This is a genomic window from Agromyces sp. Root81, assembly GCF_001429165.1.
Taxonomy (GTDB): domain Bacteria; phylum Actinomycetota; class Actinomycetes; order Actinomycetales; family Microbacteriaceae; genus Agromyces.
Genome location: NZ_LMIR01000004.1, coordinates 55,122 through 69,624, shown reverse-complemented (window position 1 = coordinate 69,624; position 14,503 = coordinate 55,122). Strand labels below are relative to the sequence as shown.

General features: G+C 70.6%; 17 protein-coding genes. 12 read left to right on the top strand and 5 right to left on the bottom strand.

The annotated features are described in order from the left end of the window. The first annotated feature begins 1 nt into the window (after window position 1). From ASE14_RS17180 to ASE14_RS17160, 5 genes are all read left to right on the top strand, one after another. Window positions 2-559, top strand: a complete 558-nt coding sequence (locus ASE14_RS17180) for a MaoC family dehydratase (RefSeq protein WP_056658013.1) — start codon at window positions 2-4, stop codon at window positions 557-559. Then, a complete protein-coding gene (locus tag ASE14_RS17175; RefSeq protein WP_056658009.1) occupies window positions 556-1,371 on the top strand; it encodes a CoA ester lyase in 816 nt (271 codons plus the stop codon). The genes ASE14_RS17180 and ASE14_RS17175 overlap by 4 nt, the downstream gene beginning before the upstream one ends. Window positions 1,372-1,473: 102 nt before the next feature. Continuing rightward, complete coding sequence (locus tag ASE14_RS17170; RefSeq protein WP_235511464.1) at window positions 1,474-2,550, top strand: aldo/keto reductase; 1,077 nt, start codon at window positions 1,474-1,476, stop codon at window positions 2,548-2,550. 81 nt (window positions 2,551-2,631) lie between these two features. Further along, the gene (locus tag ASE14_RS17165) at window positions 2,632-4,017 is read left to right on the top strand and encodes a pitrilysin family protein (RefSeq protein ID WP_056658006.1); all 1,386 of its coding nucleotides are present in this window, start codon (window positions 2,632-2,634) and stop codon (window positions 4,015-4,017) included. Window positions 4,018-4,054: 37 nt separating this feature from the next. Continuing rightward, window positions 4,055-4,657 carry a histidine phosphatase family protein gene (locus ASE14_RS17160; RefSeq protein WP_056658003.1) on the top strand — a complete coding sequence of 201 codons (603 nt, stop codon included), beginning with the start codon at window positions 4,055-4,057 and terminating at the stop codon, window positions 4,655-4,657. A gap of 31 nt (window positions 4,658-4,688) precedes the next feature. Here the strand turns inward: ASE14_RS17160 and ASE14_RS17155 are convergent, their stop codons facing one another. Further along, entirely contained in the window at window positions 4,689-5,171 is a 483-nt protein-coding gene (locus ASE14_RS17155) for a GNAT family N-acetyltransferase (protein WP_056658001.1), read from the bottom strand. Window positions 5,172-5,265: 94 nt separating this feature from the next. Here ASE14_RS17155 and dapB point away from each other — a divergent pair, with 94 nt between their 5' ends. Beyond that, complete coding sequence (gene dapB, locus ASE14_RS17150; RefSeq protein WP_056657997.1) at window positions 5,266-6,018, top strand: 4-hydroxy-tetrahydrodipicolinate reductase; 753 nt, start codon at window positions 5,266-5,268, stop codon at window positions 6,016-6,018. Beyond that, window positions 6,015-6,455, top strand: a complete 441-nt coding sequence (locus ASE14_RS17145) for a hypothetical protein (protein ID WP_056657995.1) — start codon at window positions 6,015-6,017, stop codon at window positions 6,453-6,455. Before dapB ends, ASE14_RS17145 begins: the two co-directional genes overlap by 4 nt. Before the next feature lie 14 nt (window positions 6,456-6,469). On the opposite strand, the gene ASE14_RS17140 is transcribed toward ASE14_RS17145, so the two are convergent. From ASE14_RS17140 to ASE14_RS17125, 4 genes are read right to left on the bottom strand one after another with little or no spacing between them, the layout of a single operon-like run. Next, complete coding sequence (locus ASE14_RS17140) at window positions 6,470-7,375, bottom strand: TIGR01777 family oxidoreductase (RefSeq protein ID WP_056657992.1); 906 nt, start codon at window positions 7,373-7,375, stop codon at window positions 6,470-6,472. Between the two features lie 3 nt (window positions 7,376-7,378). Then, window positions 7,379-7,804: an OsmC family peroxiredoxin gene (locus ASE14_RS17135; RefSeq protein ID WP_056657989.1), complete on the bottom strand. Its 426-nt coding sequence runs from the start codon at window positions 7,802-7,804 to the stop codon at window positions 7,379-7,381. A 54-nt stretch (window positions 7,805-7,858) separates the two neighbouring features. Then, complete coding sequence (locus ASE14_RS17130; protein WP_056657986.1) at window positions 7,859-8,341, bottom strand: DUF4395 domain-containing protein; 483 nt, start codon at window positions 8,339-8,341, stop codon at window positions 7,859-7,861. Next, a complete protein-coding gene (locus tag ASE14_RS17125) occupies window positions 8,325-8,765 on the bottom strand; it encodes a thioredoxin family protein (protein WP_056657982.1) in 441 nt (146 codons plus the stop codon). Before ASE14_RS17125 ends, ASE14_RS17130 begins: the two co-directional genes overlap by 17 nt. Before the next feature lie 118 nt (window positions 8,766-8,883). Here ASE14_RS17125 and ASE14_RS17120 point away from each other — a divergent pair, with 118 nt between their 5' ends. From ASE14_RS17120 to ASE14_RS17100, 5 genes are all read left to right on the top strand, one after another. Then, entirely contained in the window at window positions 8,884-9,693 is an 810-nt protein-coding gene (locus ASE14_RS17120) for a thymidylate synthase (RefSeq protein WP_056657980.1), read from the top strand. Next, complete coding sequence (locus ASE14_RS17115; RefSeq protein WP_056657976.1) at window positions 9,690-10,214, top strand: dihydrofolate reductase; 525 nt, start codon at window positions 9,690-9,692, stop codon at window positions 10,212-10,214. Before ASE14_RS17120 ends, ASE14_RS17115 begins: the two co-directional genes overlap by 4 nt. Before the next feature lie 294 nt (window positions 10,215-10,508). Then, window positions 10,509-11,390 (top strand): type IV toxin-antitoxin system AbiEi family antitoxin domain-containing protein, encoded by an 882-nt coding sequence (locus ASE14_RS17110; RefSeq protein WP_082601011.1) that lies wholly within the window; start codon window positions 10,509-10,511, stop codon window positions 11,388-11,390. A gap of 262 nt (window positions 11,391-11,652) precedes the next feature. After that, window positions 11,653-12,627 carry a 4-hydroxy-tetrahydrodipicolinate synthase gene (gene dapA, locus ASE14_RS17105; RefSeq protein ID WP_082601010.1) on the top strand — a complete coding sequence of 325 codons (975 nt, stop codon included), beginning with the start codon at window positions 11,653-11,655 and terminating at the stop codon, window positions 12,625-12,627. A gap of 106 nt (window positions 12,628-12,733) precedes the next feature. After that, entirely contained in the window at window positions 12,734-14,410 is a 1,677-nt protein-coding gene (locus ASE14_RS17100) for a ribonuclease J (RefSeq protein WP_056657969.1), read from the top strand. Window positions 14,411-14,503 lie beyond the last annotated feature (93 nt).

Genomic DNA, 14,503 nt, shown 5'->3' with positions numbered 1-14,503 from the left:
CATGACGGATGCTTCGAGTGAGACGGCGCCGCTCCGCGACGTCGTGCAGCGCGGACTCTGGTTCGAGGAGTTCGAGCAGGGGGTGCGCTACCTGCACCGGCCGGGTCGCACGGTCACCGAGGCCGACAACGTGCTGTTCACGACGCTCACGATGAACCCGCAGCCGTTGCACCTCGACGCGGCGTGGTCGGCGGAGCAGCCGTTCGGCCAGCGACTCGTCAACTCGCTGTTCACCCTCTCGACGCTCGTCGGCCAGTCGGTCGGCCAGCTCACGCAGGGCACGCTCGTCGCGAACCTCGGGTTCGGCGCGGTCGCGTTCCCGCACCCGGTGTTCGTCGGCGACACGCTCTACGGCGAGAGCGTCGTCGAGTCCAAGCGCGAGTCGGCCTCGCGCCCGGGCCAGGGGGTCGTGGTGCTGGCCCACACGGCTCGCAATCAGCACGGTGAGGTCGTCGCGACCGCATCGCGCACGATGCTCGTCTGGCTCCGCGAGGCGGGGGAGCGGCTGCCGGCTGCCGGCTCGGCGGCGGCCCGGAACGATGAGGGGGCGAACGGATGACGCATCCGACCTTCCGCTTCGGCCCGGCCCTGCTCTTCTGCCCGGCCGACCGGCCCGACCGCTTCGGGAAGGCCCTCGACCGTGCCGACGCCGTGATCCTCGATCTCGAGGACGCGGTCGGCCCCGACGCCAAGCACGCGGCGCGCCTCGCGATCCTCGGCACGCCGCTCGACCCGGAGCGGGTCATCGTGCGGGTCAACCCCGCCGCGAGTCCCGAGTTCGCCGATGATCTCGCGGCGCTCGTCGAGACCGACTACCGCACCGTCATGCTCGCCAAGTGCGAGGGCACCGCCGACCTCGTCGACCTCGCCGAGTTCGAGGTCATCGCGCTCTGCGAGACCGCCCGAGGGGTGCTCGCGGCGCACGAGGTCGCCGCGCTGCCGAACGTCTCGGCGCTCATGTGGGGGGCCGAGGACCTCGTAGCATCGCTCGGCGGCTCGTCGAGCCGCTTCCCCGACGGCCGATACCGCGACGTCGCGAGGCACGCCAGGTCCCAGGTGTGCCTCGCGGCGGGGGCGCACGACATCGCCGCCATCGACACCGTGCACCTCGAGATCGGCGACCTCGAGGGGCTGCGGGCCGAAGCGGAGGACGCGGTGGCCGTCGGTTTCGCGGCGACGGCGTGCGTCCACCCCGGGCAGATCGAGGTCGTGCGCGAGGCGTACCGGCCCGATTCGGAGCAGTTGGAGTGGGCTCGCGCCGTGCTCGAGGCGGCCGAACAGCACGGCGGAGTCTTCGCCTTCCGGGGCGGAATGGTCGATGCTCCGGTGCTCCGACAGGCTGTCTCGCTCGTTCGTCGAGCGGGCGAGTGAGCAAAACGATTCGATAACGGTTCACCTGCTGTTCCGCGGATCGCGCACGCCGAGCGTCGAACGAGACGTAGTGTCGGAGTCAATCCTGGGGAGGAGGGGAACGTGGCACGACGACACGTCTATCGGGCGCACGAATCGAACGGTGCAGGAGCAGCCCTCGTGCTGGCGGATGCGCCGGCGCACGACGATCAGGTCGACACGTTCGACGGACTGCACGTCGAGGTCCTCGCCTCGAACCTGCTCTCCGGCCCCATCAACGTTCCGCGCCGGGTTCCGATCGGCGACACCGGCATCGAGGTGCACCCCCTCGCGCTCGGCGGCAGCACCTTCGGCTGGACGCTCAGCACCGAGCAGGCCTTCGACGTGCTCGACCGGTTCGCAGGCATCGGCGGTTCGCTCGTCGACACCGCCGACAGCTACGCTGCGGGTCGCAGCGAGTCGATCATCGGCAAGTGGATGGACTCGCGCGGCACCCGTGACCGCATGGCGATCGCGACGAAGGTCGGCCATCACCCCGACCACCGCGGGCTGTCGCCGGCCGACATCGCGGCAGCCGTCGACGACTCCCTGCTGCGACTCGGCATCGAGCGCATCGACCTGCTCTACTTCCACGGCGACGACGCCGCAGTGCCGCTCGAAGAGAGCCTCGGCGCGGTCGACGCCCTGATCGCCGCAGGCAAGGTCGGCGCGATCGGCGCAGCGGACTTCTCGCCGGAGCGACTCATCGAGGCGCGTGTGCTCGCCGCCAACGGCCTGCCCCGGTTCCAGGCGCTCACGACGAAGTACAACCTGCTTGAGCGCCGGCCCTTCGAGGGGGCGCCCGAGCTTGTGGCACACGCCCAGGGGCTCGCCGTGCTGCCCTACTTCGGCCTCGCGAGCGGATTCCTCGGCGGCCAGGTGCGCCGCCGCGCCGATGTGCGTCACGACGCCAGGGGCGAGCGCCAGGCGCGCTACCTCGGTCGGCGCGGTCACCGCGTGCTCGCCGCCGTCGACGAGATCGCCTTCGCCCACGGTGTGCAGCCGGCGACGATCGCCCTCGCCTGGCTGCTGGCGAAGCCCACCGTCGTGGCGCCCGTCGTGAGTGCGAGCCGACCCGATCAGGTCGAGGCGCTGATGGCCGCGGCATCCGTCGAACTGCAGCGCTCGGAGATCGTCGAACTCGACCGCGCGTCCGACTGAGCAGCGCGGCGACCGAGGCGGTCGTCGACCAGGCGCTCGCAACCCGAGCGCTCCCGACGCGCGTGGCATAGGCTGATCGGGATGAACGGCGCTGTCGACCTCCCACTCGGCCAGGCCGAGCTCTCCTTCACCGCAGCAGGCGACGCGCGAGTTCGGCGCAGCGTGCTCCCATCGGGCGTGCGAGTGCTCAGCGAGCAGGTGCCGGGCAGTCGCAGCGCGACCATCGGCTTCTGGGTCGCGGTCGGTTCGCGCGACGAGCAGCGAGCGGATGCCGCGCACCCCGCGACGTACGGATCGACGCACTTCCTCGAGCATCTCCTCTTCAAGGGCACGGCCGCGCGCTCGGCCCTCGACATCGCGATCTCCTTCGATGCCGTCGGCGGCGAGCACAACGCGCTCACCGCGAAGGAGTACACCTGCTACTACGCGAAGGTGCAGGACCGCGACCTTCCGATGGCGGTCGAGGTGCTCGCCGACATGTTCACCTCCTCGCTGCTCGACCCGAAGGAGTTCGAGAGCGAGCGCGGCGTGATCCTCGAGGAGCTCTCGATGGCGGGCGACGACCCGGGCGACGTCGCCAACGAACGATTCTTCGAAGCGGTGCTCGGCGCCCACCCGCTCGGTCGCCCGATCGGCGGCAATCCCGAGACCATCCGCAGCGCCACCCGCGATGGCGTGTGGGAGCACTACCGGGCGAACTACCGCCCGCAAGACCTCGTCGTCACGGTCGCGGGCGCCGTCGAGCACGACCAGCTGCTGGCCGAACTCGACCGTGCGCTGGCGGCAGCCGGGTGGGACCCGTCGGCCGCCGGGCAGCCCGTCGAACGGCGTTCCGTCGCGCCCGCCGCGCTCGCGGTGGGCCCCGAGATCACGGTCGTCTCCCGACCGACGGAGCAGGTGAACCTGCTCCTCGGCGTTCCCGGACTCGTCGCGACCGACGAACGCCGGCCCACGATGAGCGTGCTGAACGCGATCTTCGGTTCCGGCATGTCGTCGCGACTCTTCCAGCAGGTGCGCGAGCGTCGCGGGCTCGCCTACTCGGTCTACTCCTTCGCGCCCGGCTACTCCGATGCCGGCCTCTTCGGCATGTACGCGGGCTGCGCCCCGTCGAAGGCGGGCACCGTCGCCGCACTCATGCGCGAAGAGCTCGAGCGTCTCGCCGCCGACGGCGTGACGGCCGACGAACTGCGCCGGGCCTCCGGCCAGCTCGCGGGCGCATCGGCGCTCGCCCTCGAGGACTCCGACACGCGGATGTCGCGGCTCGGCCGGGCCGAGCTGACCCTCGGCGAGTTCGTCGACCTCGACGAGGCCCTGCGGCGCATCGCACTCGTCACCGCCGACGACGTGCAGCAGCTCGCCGGCGACCTCGCCTCACGCGCCTTCTCGCTCGTCGCCGTCGGCGCGATCGACGAGGCAGCCCTCACGGGCGCGACCGAAGCGGTCGCCCCGAGCTCCGACGTCGCCTGACCGCGGCACCCGACCCGCACCAGAGGAATCGATATCCGTGGCCAACCATCTCTACCTCGTCCGGCACGGCGAGCAGCTCGACGCCGAGCACGGCCTGCCCGACGGACCGTTGTCACCTCGTGGGCGCCGCCAGGCCGAGCTCCTCGCCGAACGTCTCGGCGGGGTGCCGTTCGACAACGCGTGGCACTCGCCGCTGCAGCGGGCCGCTGAGACGGCGGAGATCATCGCGGCGAAGATGCCTGCGCTGAACCCCGAGCCCTCGCCGCTCCTGTTCGACTGCATCCCGTCGGGGCCGGCGCCCGAGACGCCGAAGGCGTACGACGCCTTCTTCGGTTCGGTGACCGAGGCCGAGATCGAGGCCGGGAGCGCCCAGATGGCCGATGCGGCCGCCGAGTTCCTCCGCTCGCACCGTGAGGACCGGCACGAGCTGCTCATCACGCACAACTTCGTGATCGCCTGGTTCGTGCGCGAGGTGCTCGGCGCGCCCGACTGGCGCTGGGTCTCGCTGAACCAGGCGAACTGCGCGCTCACCGTGCTCACCCAGAAGCCCGGGCGCCCGTGGAGCCTCGTGGCGCACAACGACATCGCGCACCTGCCGCCCGAGCTGCGCACCGGGCTGCCCGAGCCGTACTCGATCTGAGCGCTCCCGCAGCCCTGCGCTGCGACCCGCGTCAGTCGGCGCGCTTGCCGTACCAGTTCGTCGCGTTCGGGTTCGCGTTGTACGGCTCGATGTCGACGTACCCGCTCGAGCGGTAGAGTCCGCCTGCGGCCTCGAGGCTCGCGTTCGTGTCGAGCACGAGTTCCTGCGCGCCGTACTCGATCGCCCGGCGCTCGAGCTCGGCGAGCAGGCGACGCCCTTCGCCGCCGCCGCGCGCCGCGGGCGCGAGCCAGAGGTGCTTGACCTCGAAGCGCACCTCGAGGGTCTCGGGTCGGCGCTCGATTCGTCGCACCCCGCCGCATCCGACCGCCGTGCCCGTGTCGTCGACGGCGAGGAGGAAGACGCCGGCCGGCGGCGTGAACTGGGCTGCATCGGGCCACGTCGGACGGTACTCGCCCTGCTCGGCCGGAAACCCCAGGGCACGCTCGGCGAAGTAGTCGCCGAGCAGCGCGTGCGCGTCGGCATCGGTCACGTTGGCGTCTCGGTAACGCAGCATGCCCCCACACTATGGCGCGAAGGGCAGCGGATGCCTCGTTCCGCCGTCGCTTTCCGGCGGCCGTCGCCCGGCCGCCGCTTGCTAGGGTGAAACCGTGACGATACGGGTCGCCGTGGCGGGAGCCACCGGCAAGATGGGGCAGCTGGCGGTTCGACTGATCGAGGAGGCCGACGACCTCGAACTCCACGCCGCACTCGACTCGCGTTCGAGCCTCGACCTCATGCTCGGCGCCGACGTGGCGTTCGATGTCACGCACCCCGGTGCGAGCGCCGAGATCGTCGAGTTCGCCGCAGGCGCGGGCATCCCGATCGTCGTCGGCACCTCCGGATGGTCGAGCGACCGCATCGCCGAGATCTCCGCCTTCGTGCGCGGCCACGCCGACGCGGGTGCCGTGCTGTTCATCCCCAACTTCTCCATCGGCAGCGTGCTCGGCACCGCCTTCGCGACGCTCGCGGCACCGTACTTCGACTCGATCGAGATCGTCGAGGCCCACCACGCCGGCAAGGTCGACTCGCCCTCGGGCACGGCAGTGCGCACGGCGGAGCTCATCGGCGACGCCCGCGCGGCCCGCGGCCCGGTCGCCGCGCCGCACGCCGACCAGCGCGCTCGCGGCCAGCTCGTGAGCGGTGTGCCGGTGCACAGCCTGCGCCTCGCCGGGGTCGCGGCCGAGCAGCGCGTCGTGTTCGGCGGCGACGGCGAGACCCTCACGATCACGCACTCCACGCTCTCGCCGAGCTCGTACGAGACCGGCATCCTGCTCGCGCTCCGCAGCGCCCCCGGGGCATCTGGCGTGACCGTCGGCCTCGACAAGCTGCTCGACCTCGGACTGCCCGGCACGAGCCGATGACCACCAAGATCGGCGCGCTCATCATGGCCGCGCTCCTCGTGCTCTACCTCGCGCTCGTGGGCTGGCGCGCGGTCCAGTTCATGGCCACGGGCGAGCCGGTCGCGATCGCCATGGGCGTCGCCCTGCTCGTGCTGCCGCTCATCGCGCTGTGGGCGCTGTGGCGCGAGCTCAGCTTCGGCATCCATTCGCACGAACTCGTGAAGCGGCTCGACGCCGAGGGCGGGCTCGACCTCGAGCTGCCGCTCCTGCCGAGCGGACGCCCCGAGCGCGCCGCTGCCGGCGCGGCGCTCGACGGTTTCCGCGCTGCCGCGGCCGAGGCTCCCGAGTCGTGGCAGGCGGCGCTCCGTCTCGGACTCGCCTACGACGCCGCGGGCGACCGCAAGAGCGCCCGCCAGTCGGTGCGTCATGCGATCGAGCTCTCCCGAGCCGAGCGCTGACGTCGCGAGCGGCTCTATCGGGCCGTGGTGTGCGGTGCGCTGAGCATCGCGTCGAGCGCCGACTCGACCGTGGCGTGGCGGAACCGGTAGCCGTCGTCGATCAGCCGCTGCGGCCGCACCTTCTGGCTCGCGAGCAGGAGGTCGTCGGCGGCGCGACCGAGGGCGACCCCGAGCATGCGCTCGGTCACTCCGAGGGCGTAGGGGCGATGCATCCGCTCGGCCATCGCGTTCATCACCCGATCGGCCGTCGCCGGTGTCGGACCGACCACGTTGACCGGACCCGAGACTGAAGAGCCGAGCAGGTGCATGAGCGCGCCCACCTCGTCGTCGAGCGCGATCCACGGCCAGTGCTGGCCGCCGGTGCCGAGACGGCCCGAGACGCCGAGCCGAGTGAGCGTGCCGACACGCTTCATGGCGCCGCCGTGCCCGATCACGACGCCGGAACGGAAGACGACGGTGCGGGTCTCCTCGGGGGCGAGGTGCGCAGCGGCCTCCCACCGCCCGACGACCTCGGCGAGGAAGCCGGTGCCGGCGCTCGAGTACTCGGTGAGCAGCTCGCCGGGGCGATCGCCGTAGTACCCGACGGCCGAGGCGCTGAGGAAGACCGCGGGCGGTTGCCGCGCCTTGCGCATCGCATCGGCGAGCGTGCGGGTCGCCGTGATGCGCGACTCGAGGATCTCGACGCGATACGACCTCGTCCAGGGCAGGCGCGCGAGCGAGGCCCCCGAGAGGTTCACGACCGCGTCGACGCGGTCCATGACGGTGAAGTCGATGATGCCCGCCGCCGGCGACCACGCCGCTTCATCGGCGCCCTGGGCGCGACGTCGCACGAGGCGGACGACCTCGTGCCCATCGGCGGTCAGTGCGGAGACGAGCGCGGTGCCGATGAAACCGGATGCGCCGGCGACGAGTACCCGCATGGATCAGGCGAGTTCGGCTTCGATCGTGATCGGGACGCCGGCGAGCGCCTGCGAGATCGGGCAGTTCTTCTTCGCGTCCTCGGCGAGGGCCTCGAACTGCTCCTCGGTGAGCCCGGGCACGCGGGCGCTGACGAGCAGGTGGCTGCCGAGCACACCCTTGCCGGCCTCGAAGGTGACCGCCGCAGTGGTCTGGATGCTCTCGGCTGGCGTGCCCGCCTGCGCGAGGCCGAGCGAGAGCGCCATCGAGAAGCACGAGGAGTGCGCCGCGGCGAGCAGCTCTTCGGGGTTCGTGGTGGCGGCAACGCCCTCGGCGCGCGCCTTCCAGTTCACCGGGAAGCTGGCAAGGCCCGAAGAATCGAGGGCGACATCGCCCGATCCCTCGAAGAGCGTGCCCTTCCAGACGGTGGTCGCTTCACTCGTGACTGCCATGTGATCCTCCTCGTCGAGCCGGGCTCCCAGCCTAGCTGCGAGTGCCGCCGCAGTTCAGGTTCGCGGCACGATCCGGGCCCGCGCCAGAAGCAGATAGATCTGGCAGCCGAGGCAGTAGTCGAACGCGGCGTTCAGGAACGCGGCGAAGAACGCGATCGCCGCGGCGATCGGCACCGCGTATTCGACGCCGAGCAGCGAGAGCAGCACGCCCGCGAGGCCGACCGCGAAGCCGACGCCCTGGGCGAAGGTCGGCGGACGCGGGTCCTCGAGCTCGGCCGGTGCCGCGAGGCGCGGCCGGACGAGCTTCGCGAAGAGCAGGCCGTACGGATGCCGCCGGACGCCGGCGAACGCACCCCAGGCGAAGAGCAGGGTGGCCGCGACGAGCAGCCAGAACGCCGCGGCATCCGCGCCCGCGATCGCGAGCACAAACGTGATGAGCAGCAGGGTCGCCGTGATGGCGGCGCCGAAGCGCGGGCCGCGCGGGTCGATGCCGGCGGGCGTACGGCCTGCCGATGCCGGATCAGTCGGAGATGGCACGGGGGCTCCTCAAGAGGTCGTCGAGTCGTTCGCGAACCGCCGCGGGGCGGGGGAGCCCGGCGATGCGGGCGCGCACCGCGCCGTCGCCGTCGAGCAGGAGGGTCGTCGGCGTCTCGGTGACCCGGAACCGGCCGGCGAGGTCGGGGCGATGCGTGAGGTCGACCTCGACGTGGGCCGCACCCTCGTGCTCGCCGGCGAGCTGAGTCAGCAGGCGCCCCGTCGCCGGGCAGCGCGCGCAGTACTCGGTCGAGAACTGCACGAGGGTGGCCCGCTCGCCGAACGCGGCGACGCCGAGGTCGGCCGGGCGCACGACGTCGCCGGAGCCGCTCCTGGCGACTCCCTGCCGTGAGCGCCACGCGAGGCCGATCACGGTCGCGGCGGCGACGAGTGCTGCGCCGGTCGCGAAGGCGGGGAGCCAGTTCATGCGGTCGAGCGTACGCAGGCCGCGTCGCGCCGGGCGGAGTGTGACCATGCATGACGGATGCCGCGGCATCCCGCCCGCCTCTGCCGCCCTGTGCCTGCGGCGGGTTAGCCTTGTCGGGATGGCCGAGACGATCCCCACCCCGTACGAAGACCTGCTGCGCGACGTGCTCGAGCACGGCGCCGTCAAGACCGATCGCACGGGCACCGGCACGCGCAGCGTGTTCGGCCGCCAGTTGCGGTTCGACCTCTCGCAGGGCTTTCCGCTCGTCACCACCAAGCGCGTGCACTTCAAGTCGATCGCCTACGAGCTGCTGTGGTTCCTGCAGGGCTCGTCGAACGTCGGCTGGCTGCGCGAGCACGGCGTCACCATCTGGGACGAATGGGCGGATGCCTCGGGCGAACTCGGCCCCGTCTACGGCGTGCAGTGGCGCTCGTGGCCGACTCCGTCGGGCGAGACGATCGATCAGGTCTCCGACGTCATCGAGCAGATCCGCACGAACCCCGACTCGCGTCGCCTCATCGTCTCGGCGTGGAATCCCGCCGACATCCCCGACATGGCGCTCGCGCCGTGCCATGCGCTGTTCCAGTTCTACGTCGCCGACGGCAAGCTCAGCTGCCAGCTCTACCAGCGCAGCGCCGACATGTTCCTCGGAGTGCCGTTCAACATCGCCAGCTACGCGCTGCTGACCCACATGATCGCCGCGCAGACCGGGCTCGAGGTCGGCGACTTCGTCTGGACCGGCGGCGACTGCCACATCTACGACAACCACGTCGAGCAGGTGACGGAGCAGCTCACCCGCGAGCCGTACGCACCGCCGACGCTGCGACTGGCGCGCACACCCGACTCGGTCTTCGACTACGAATACGAGGACTTCGTCGTCGAGGGCTACCAGCACCACCCGCCGATCCGCGCGGCCGTCGCCGTATGAGCGGAACGGATGCCTCGCGGCCGAAGCTCGGCCTCATCTGGGCCGAAGCCTACGGCGGCGTGATCGGGGCGGGCGGCGTGATGCCCTGGCACCTGCCAGAAGACCTCGCCCACTTCAAGGCCGCGACCCTCGGCAGCCCCGTCGTGATGGGCCGGAAGACCTGGGACTCGCTGCCCGAGCGGTTCCGGCCGCTGCCGGGGCGCGTGAACATCGTCGTCACCCGCAACGAGGGGTGGGCGGCCTCGGGGGCGGTTCGTGCGGGCTCGATCGACGAGGCGCTCGCGCTGGCCGCGGCAGCCGACCCCGAATGGATTTGGGGCATCGGCGGCGGCGAGCTCTACGCTCGCCTGATCGATCGCGCCGACCGTCTCGAGGTCACCGAGCTCGACCTCGACATCCCCGGCGACGCCTACGCCCCGTCGATCGACCTGAGCTGGCGGCTGGTCGACACCGACGATGCCGGAACGCGGGTCTCCCGCACGGGCGTCGGCTACCAGTTCCGCCGCTACGAGCGCCCCTGACGCCTGACGCCTGACGCCTGACGCCTGACCTCTGTCGCTGACGCCTGACGCCTGACCTCTGTCGCCCTGCCCGGCGCCTCACCAACCGGCCGTCATTCCCGCGGATATACGATCCGCCACGCCGCGAACTCTGAAGAGGTACCGGCGTGTCGGATCGTATATCCGCAGTAGCGCGCCCGCAGGTGGGCCGACCCTCAGCGCCGACTTCTCCTCCACAAGGTGGTGACCGACCGGCTCGGACACCGATGCTGCACCCGGCGCCCGTGTCGTCCGGACGACCGGCATGCTCGCCCGATGGCGGCTACTTCATCGACAGCAGTCCTTGCCGTCTGCGCCCGACTCGGAGGACTGGCGAGTGCTCGCGAGCTCGCGGCGCACGGCATCGGGCGCGCGGCGATTGCGCGTGCTGTGCGCTCAGGCGGGATCGAACGTGCACGCCGCGGCGTGTATGTGGCGAGTGACGCGCCCGACGAACTCCGCACCGCGGTCGCCCACGGTGGCGTGCTCGGCTGCGTCTCCGTGGCGCGCGAGGCCGGCCTCTGGGTGCTGCCGAACGACGAGCAGGTGCATGTCGCCCTCCCGCCCCATGGACACGCATTTCCTCACGTCGGCTGCACCTGCGTGAGTCATTGGGGCGAAGCGGATGTCTCGGCAGGCCGTGTCTGCCTCGTCGACGCTCTCACTCAGCTGTTGTTGTGCATCGGTGAGGACGCATTCTTCGCCGCACTCGAATCAGCGCTCCGGCTGCGGCGACTGTCGCGCACCGACCTCTCTCGACTGAGGTCGCGGATCGCCGAGTCCAGATCCTGGCTCGTCGACCTGGCCAGTGCGGAGTCGGAGAGCGGCCTCGAATCACTGATGAAGGTGCGTTTGCATCGGCTCGGGATCACGCTCACGGCGCAGGTCGAGATCGTCGGAGTCGGTCGCGTCGACTTCGTGCTCGGCGACCGTCTGATCATCGAGGTCGACGGGCGACCGGGGCACGAGGGCGCCGAGAGTCGCCATAAGGACCGGGTGCGTGACGCCGTGGCGGCCGGACTCGGCTTCGACACCCTTCGGTTCGATTACGCGCTCGTCGTGTACGACTGGCCCGCAGTCGAAGCGGCGATCCTCGAGAAGTGTCGTCGTGGGCTGCACATCGACAGTTGGGCCGAGAGCATTCGCACGGCCGGCTGATCCGAGGTCGTGGTTCTGTCACCCGTCGCTGGTCCGAGCAACTTCTCTGCGGCGCCTCCCGCCGCCCGTCGTGCAGAACTGCGGATATACGATCCGACACCCCGCGGATTTGCGGACCCTGGCGGCGCGCCGGATCGTATATCCGCAGGAAGGGCATGGGGAAGCTCCCGACCGAGACTGGCAGCTGCAGGGCGCAGCGGTGAGAGCGGGGCGAGCGCCGCCGTGACCCGCCCCGCGGGGCCGAACCGATACGCTGGAGAGCGTGACCTCAGAGAATCCCTTCGGACAAGTGCTCGTCGCGCTCGTCACGCCGATGACGGCGGACGGCGAAGTCGATTGGCCCGGGGTCGAGAAGCACATCGACGACGTCATCTCGGCGGGCGCCGACGGCATCGTCGTCACGGGCACCACGGGTGAGACCTCGACGCTCACCGACCCCGAGAAGATCCGGCTGGTCGAGGTCGGCAAGGATGTCGCCGCGGGCCGCGCCAAGATCATCACGGGCGGCGGGTCGAACGAGACCGCGCACGCGATCGAGCTGTACAAGCACTCCGAGCGCGTCGGCGCCGACGGCATCATGATCGTCACGCCGTACTACAACAAGCCGACACAGGCCGGCATCCTCACGCACTTCCGGCTCGTGGCCGACGCCACCGACCTGCCGGTCATCCTCTACGACATCCCCGGCCGCACGGGCGTGCCCATCAAGTACGAGACGATCCTGCGGCTCGCAAAGCACCCCAACATCCTCGCCGTGAAAGACGCCAAGGGCGACTTCTCCGAGGTGAGCCGGGTGCTGAACCAGACCGACCTCATGTACTTCTCGGGCGACGATGCGAACGTGCTGCCGCACCTCGCGATCGGCGCGACGGGCCTCATCGGCGTCACCGCGAACATCGCGCCGGCGCCGTACCGCACGATCGTCGACGCCGTGAACCGCGGCGACCTCACCACGGCCACGGCCGCCCACCAGCAGCTCGAGCCGCTCGTGAGGGCCACCATGACCCACGTGCCTGGCACCGTCGCGGCGAAGTACATCCTGCACGGCCTCGGCCGCATCTCGAGCCCTCGCGTGCGCCTGCCCCTCGTCGGTCCCGAAGAGTGGGAGGCCGCCCTCATCGAGGATGAGATCGACCACGTGACGGGCATCCCGGGCGTCGACTTCCACAACTTCCGTCCCGACCGAAACGCCGCAGCCGGTGGCGCGCTGCCGAAGGTCGCCGGAACCACCCGCTGAACCAGCGGATGCCGCGGCGCGCACCTGCCCGCTCTGACATCCGCCCGAGACATCCGCCGGTCACAGGGCCGGCACCGAACTGAACACCGCAACAGAAGGAGGGCCCATGCCCGACGTCGTCATCGATCCCGCCCCGCTCGAGGCCGGAACGCTCCGCATCATCCCCATCGGCGGCCTGGGGGAGGTCGGCCGCAACATGACCAGCTACGAGATCGACGGCAAGATCCTCATCGTCGACTGCGGCGTGCTCTTCCCCGAAGAGCACCAGCCGGGCGTCGACCTGATCCTGCCCGACTTCGGCTTCCTGAAGAGCCGCCTCGACGACATCGTCGGCGTCGTGCTCACCCACGGTCACGAGGACCACATCGGCGCCGTGCCGTACCTGCTGAAGCTCCGCGGCGACATCCCCCTGATCGGGTCGCAGCTGACGCTCGCGCTCATCGAGGCGAAGCTCAAAGAGCATCGCATCAAGCCGTACACCCTCACGGTGAAAGAGGGCGGGCGCGAAGAGATCGGCCCGTTCCGTCTCGAGTTCATCGCCGTCAACCACTCGATCCCCGATGCGCTCGCCGTGGCGATCAAGACCGACGCGGGCACCGTGCTCGCGACGGGCGACTTCAAGATGGACCAGCTGCCGCTCGACGGCCGCCTCACCGACCTGCGCGAGTTCGCGCGCCTCGGCGAAGAGGGCGTCGACGTCTTCATGGTCGACTCCACGAACGCGGATGTCCCGGGCTTCACGCCGCTCGAGCGCTCGATCGGCCCCGTGCTCGACGAGGTCATCAACCGTGCACCGCGCCGCGTCATCGTCGCGAGCTTCTCGAGCCACGTGCACCGGGTGCAGCAGGTGCTCGACGCCGCGTGGGCGAATCACCGTCGAGTCGCGCTGCTCGGCCGCAGCATGGTGCGCAACATGACCATCGCTGCCGAGCTCGGCTACCTGCAGGTGCCCGAGGGCGTGCTGATCGACTACAAGAAGGCCGGCAACGTCCCCGACGACGAGATCGTCTACATGTCGACCGGTTCGCAGGGCGAGCCGATGGCCGTGCTCTCGCGCATGGCCAACCGCGACCACCAGATCGAGATCGGCGAGGGCGACACGGTGATCCTCGCGTCGAGCCTGATCCCCGGCAACGAGAACGCGGTCTACCGCGTCATCGACGGACTCACGAAGCTCGGTGCGAACGTCGTGCACAAGGCGAACGCGAAGGTGCACGTCTCCGGCCACGCGGCCGCCGGCGAGCTGCTCTACTGCTACAACATCCTGAAGCCGAAGAACGTGCTCCCGATCCACGGCGAGTACCGCCACCTCTTCGCGAACGCGAAGCTCGCGCAGGACACCGGCATCCCCGAGAAGAACACCTTCATCGGCGAGAACGGCACGGTGTACGACCTGCGCGGCGGCGTGCTGAGCGCCGTCGGCCAGCTCGACCTCGGGTTCGTGTACGTCGACGGTTCGACCGTCGGCGAGATCACCGACGCCGACCTGAAGGACCGCCGCATCCTCGCCGAGGAGGGCTTCATCTCGGTCATCGTCGTGGTCGACGCCTCGACGGGCCGCGTCATCACCGGTCCCGAGATCCACGCGCGCGGATTCGCCGAGGACGACTCGGTCTTCGACGACGTCAAGCCCAAGATCATCGACGCCCTCGCCGAGGCCGCACAGAACGGCGTGCGCGACTCGCACGCGCTGTCGCAGATCGTGCGGCGGGTGATGGGCGGCTGGGTGAACCGTCGCCTGCGTCGTCGGCCGATGCTCGTGCCACTCGTCATCGAGGCGTAGTCCGGCGTTCACGACACCGCAGAACGGCCCGTCTTCGGACGGGCCGTTCCGCATTCCGGTGCTTCGCGGAAGCCGGGACTCGGGGATGACCCC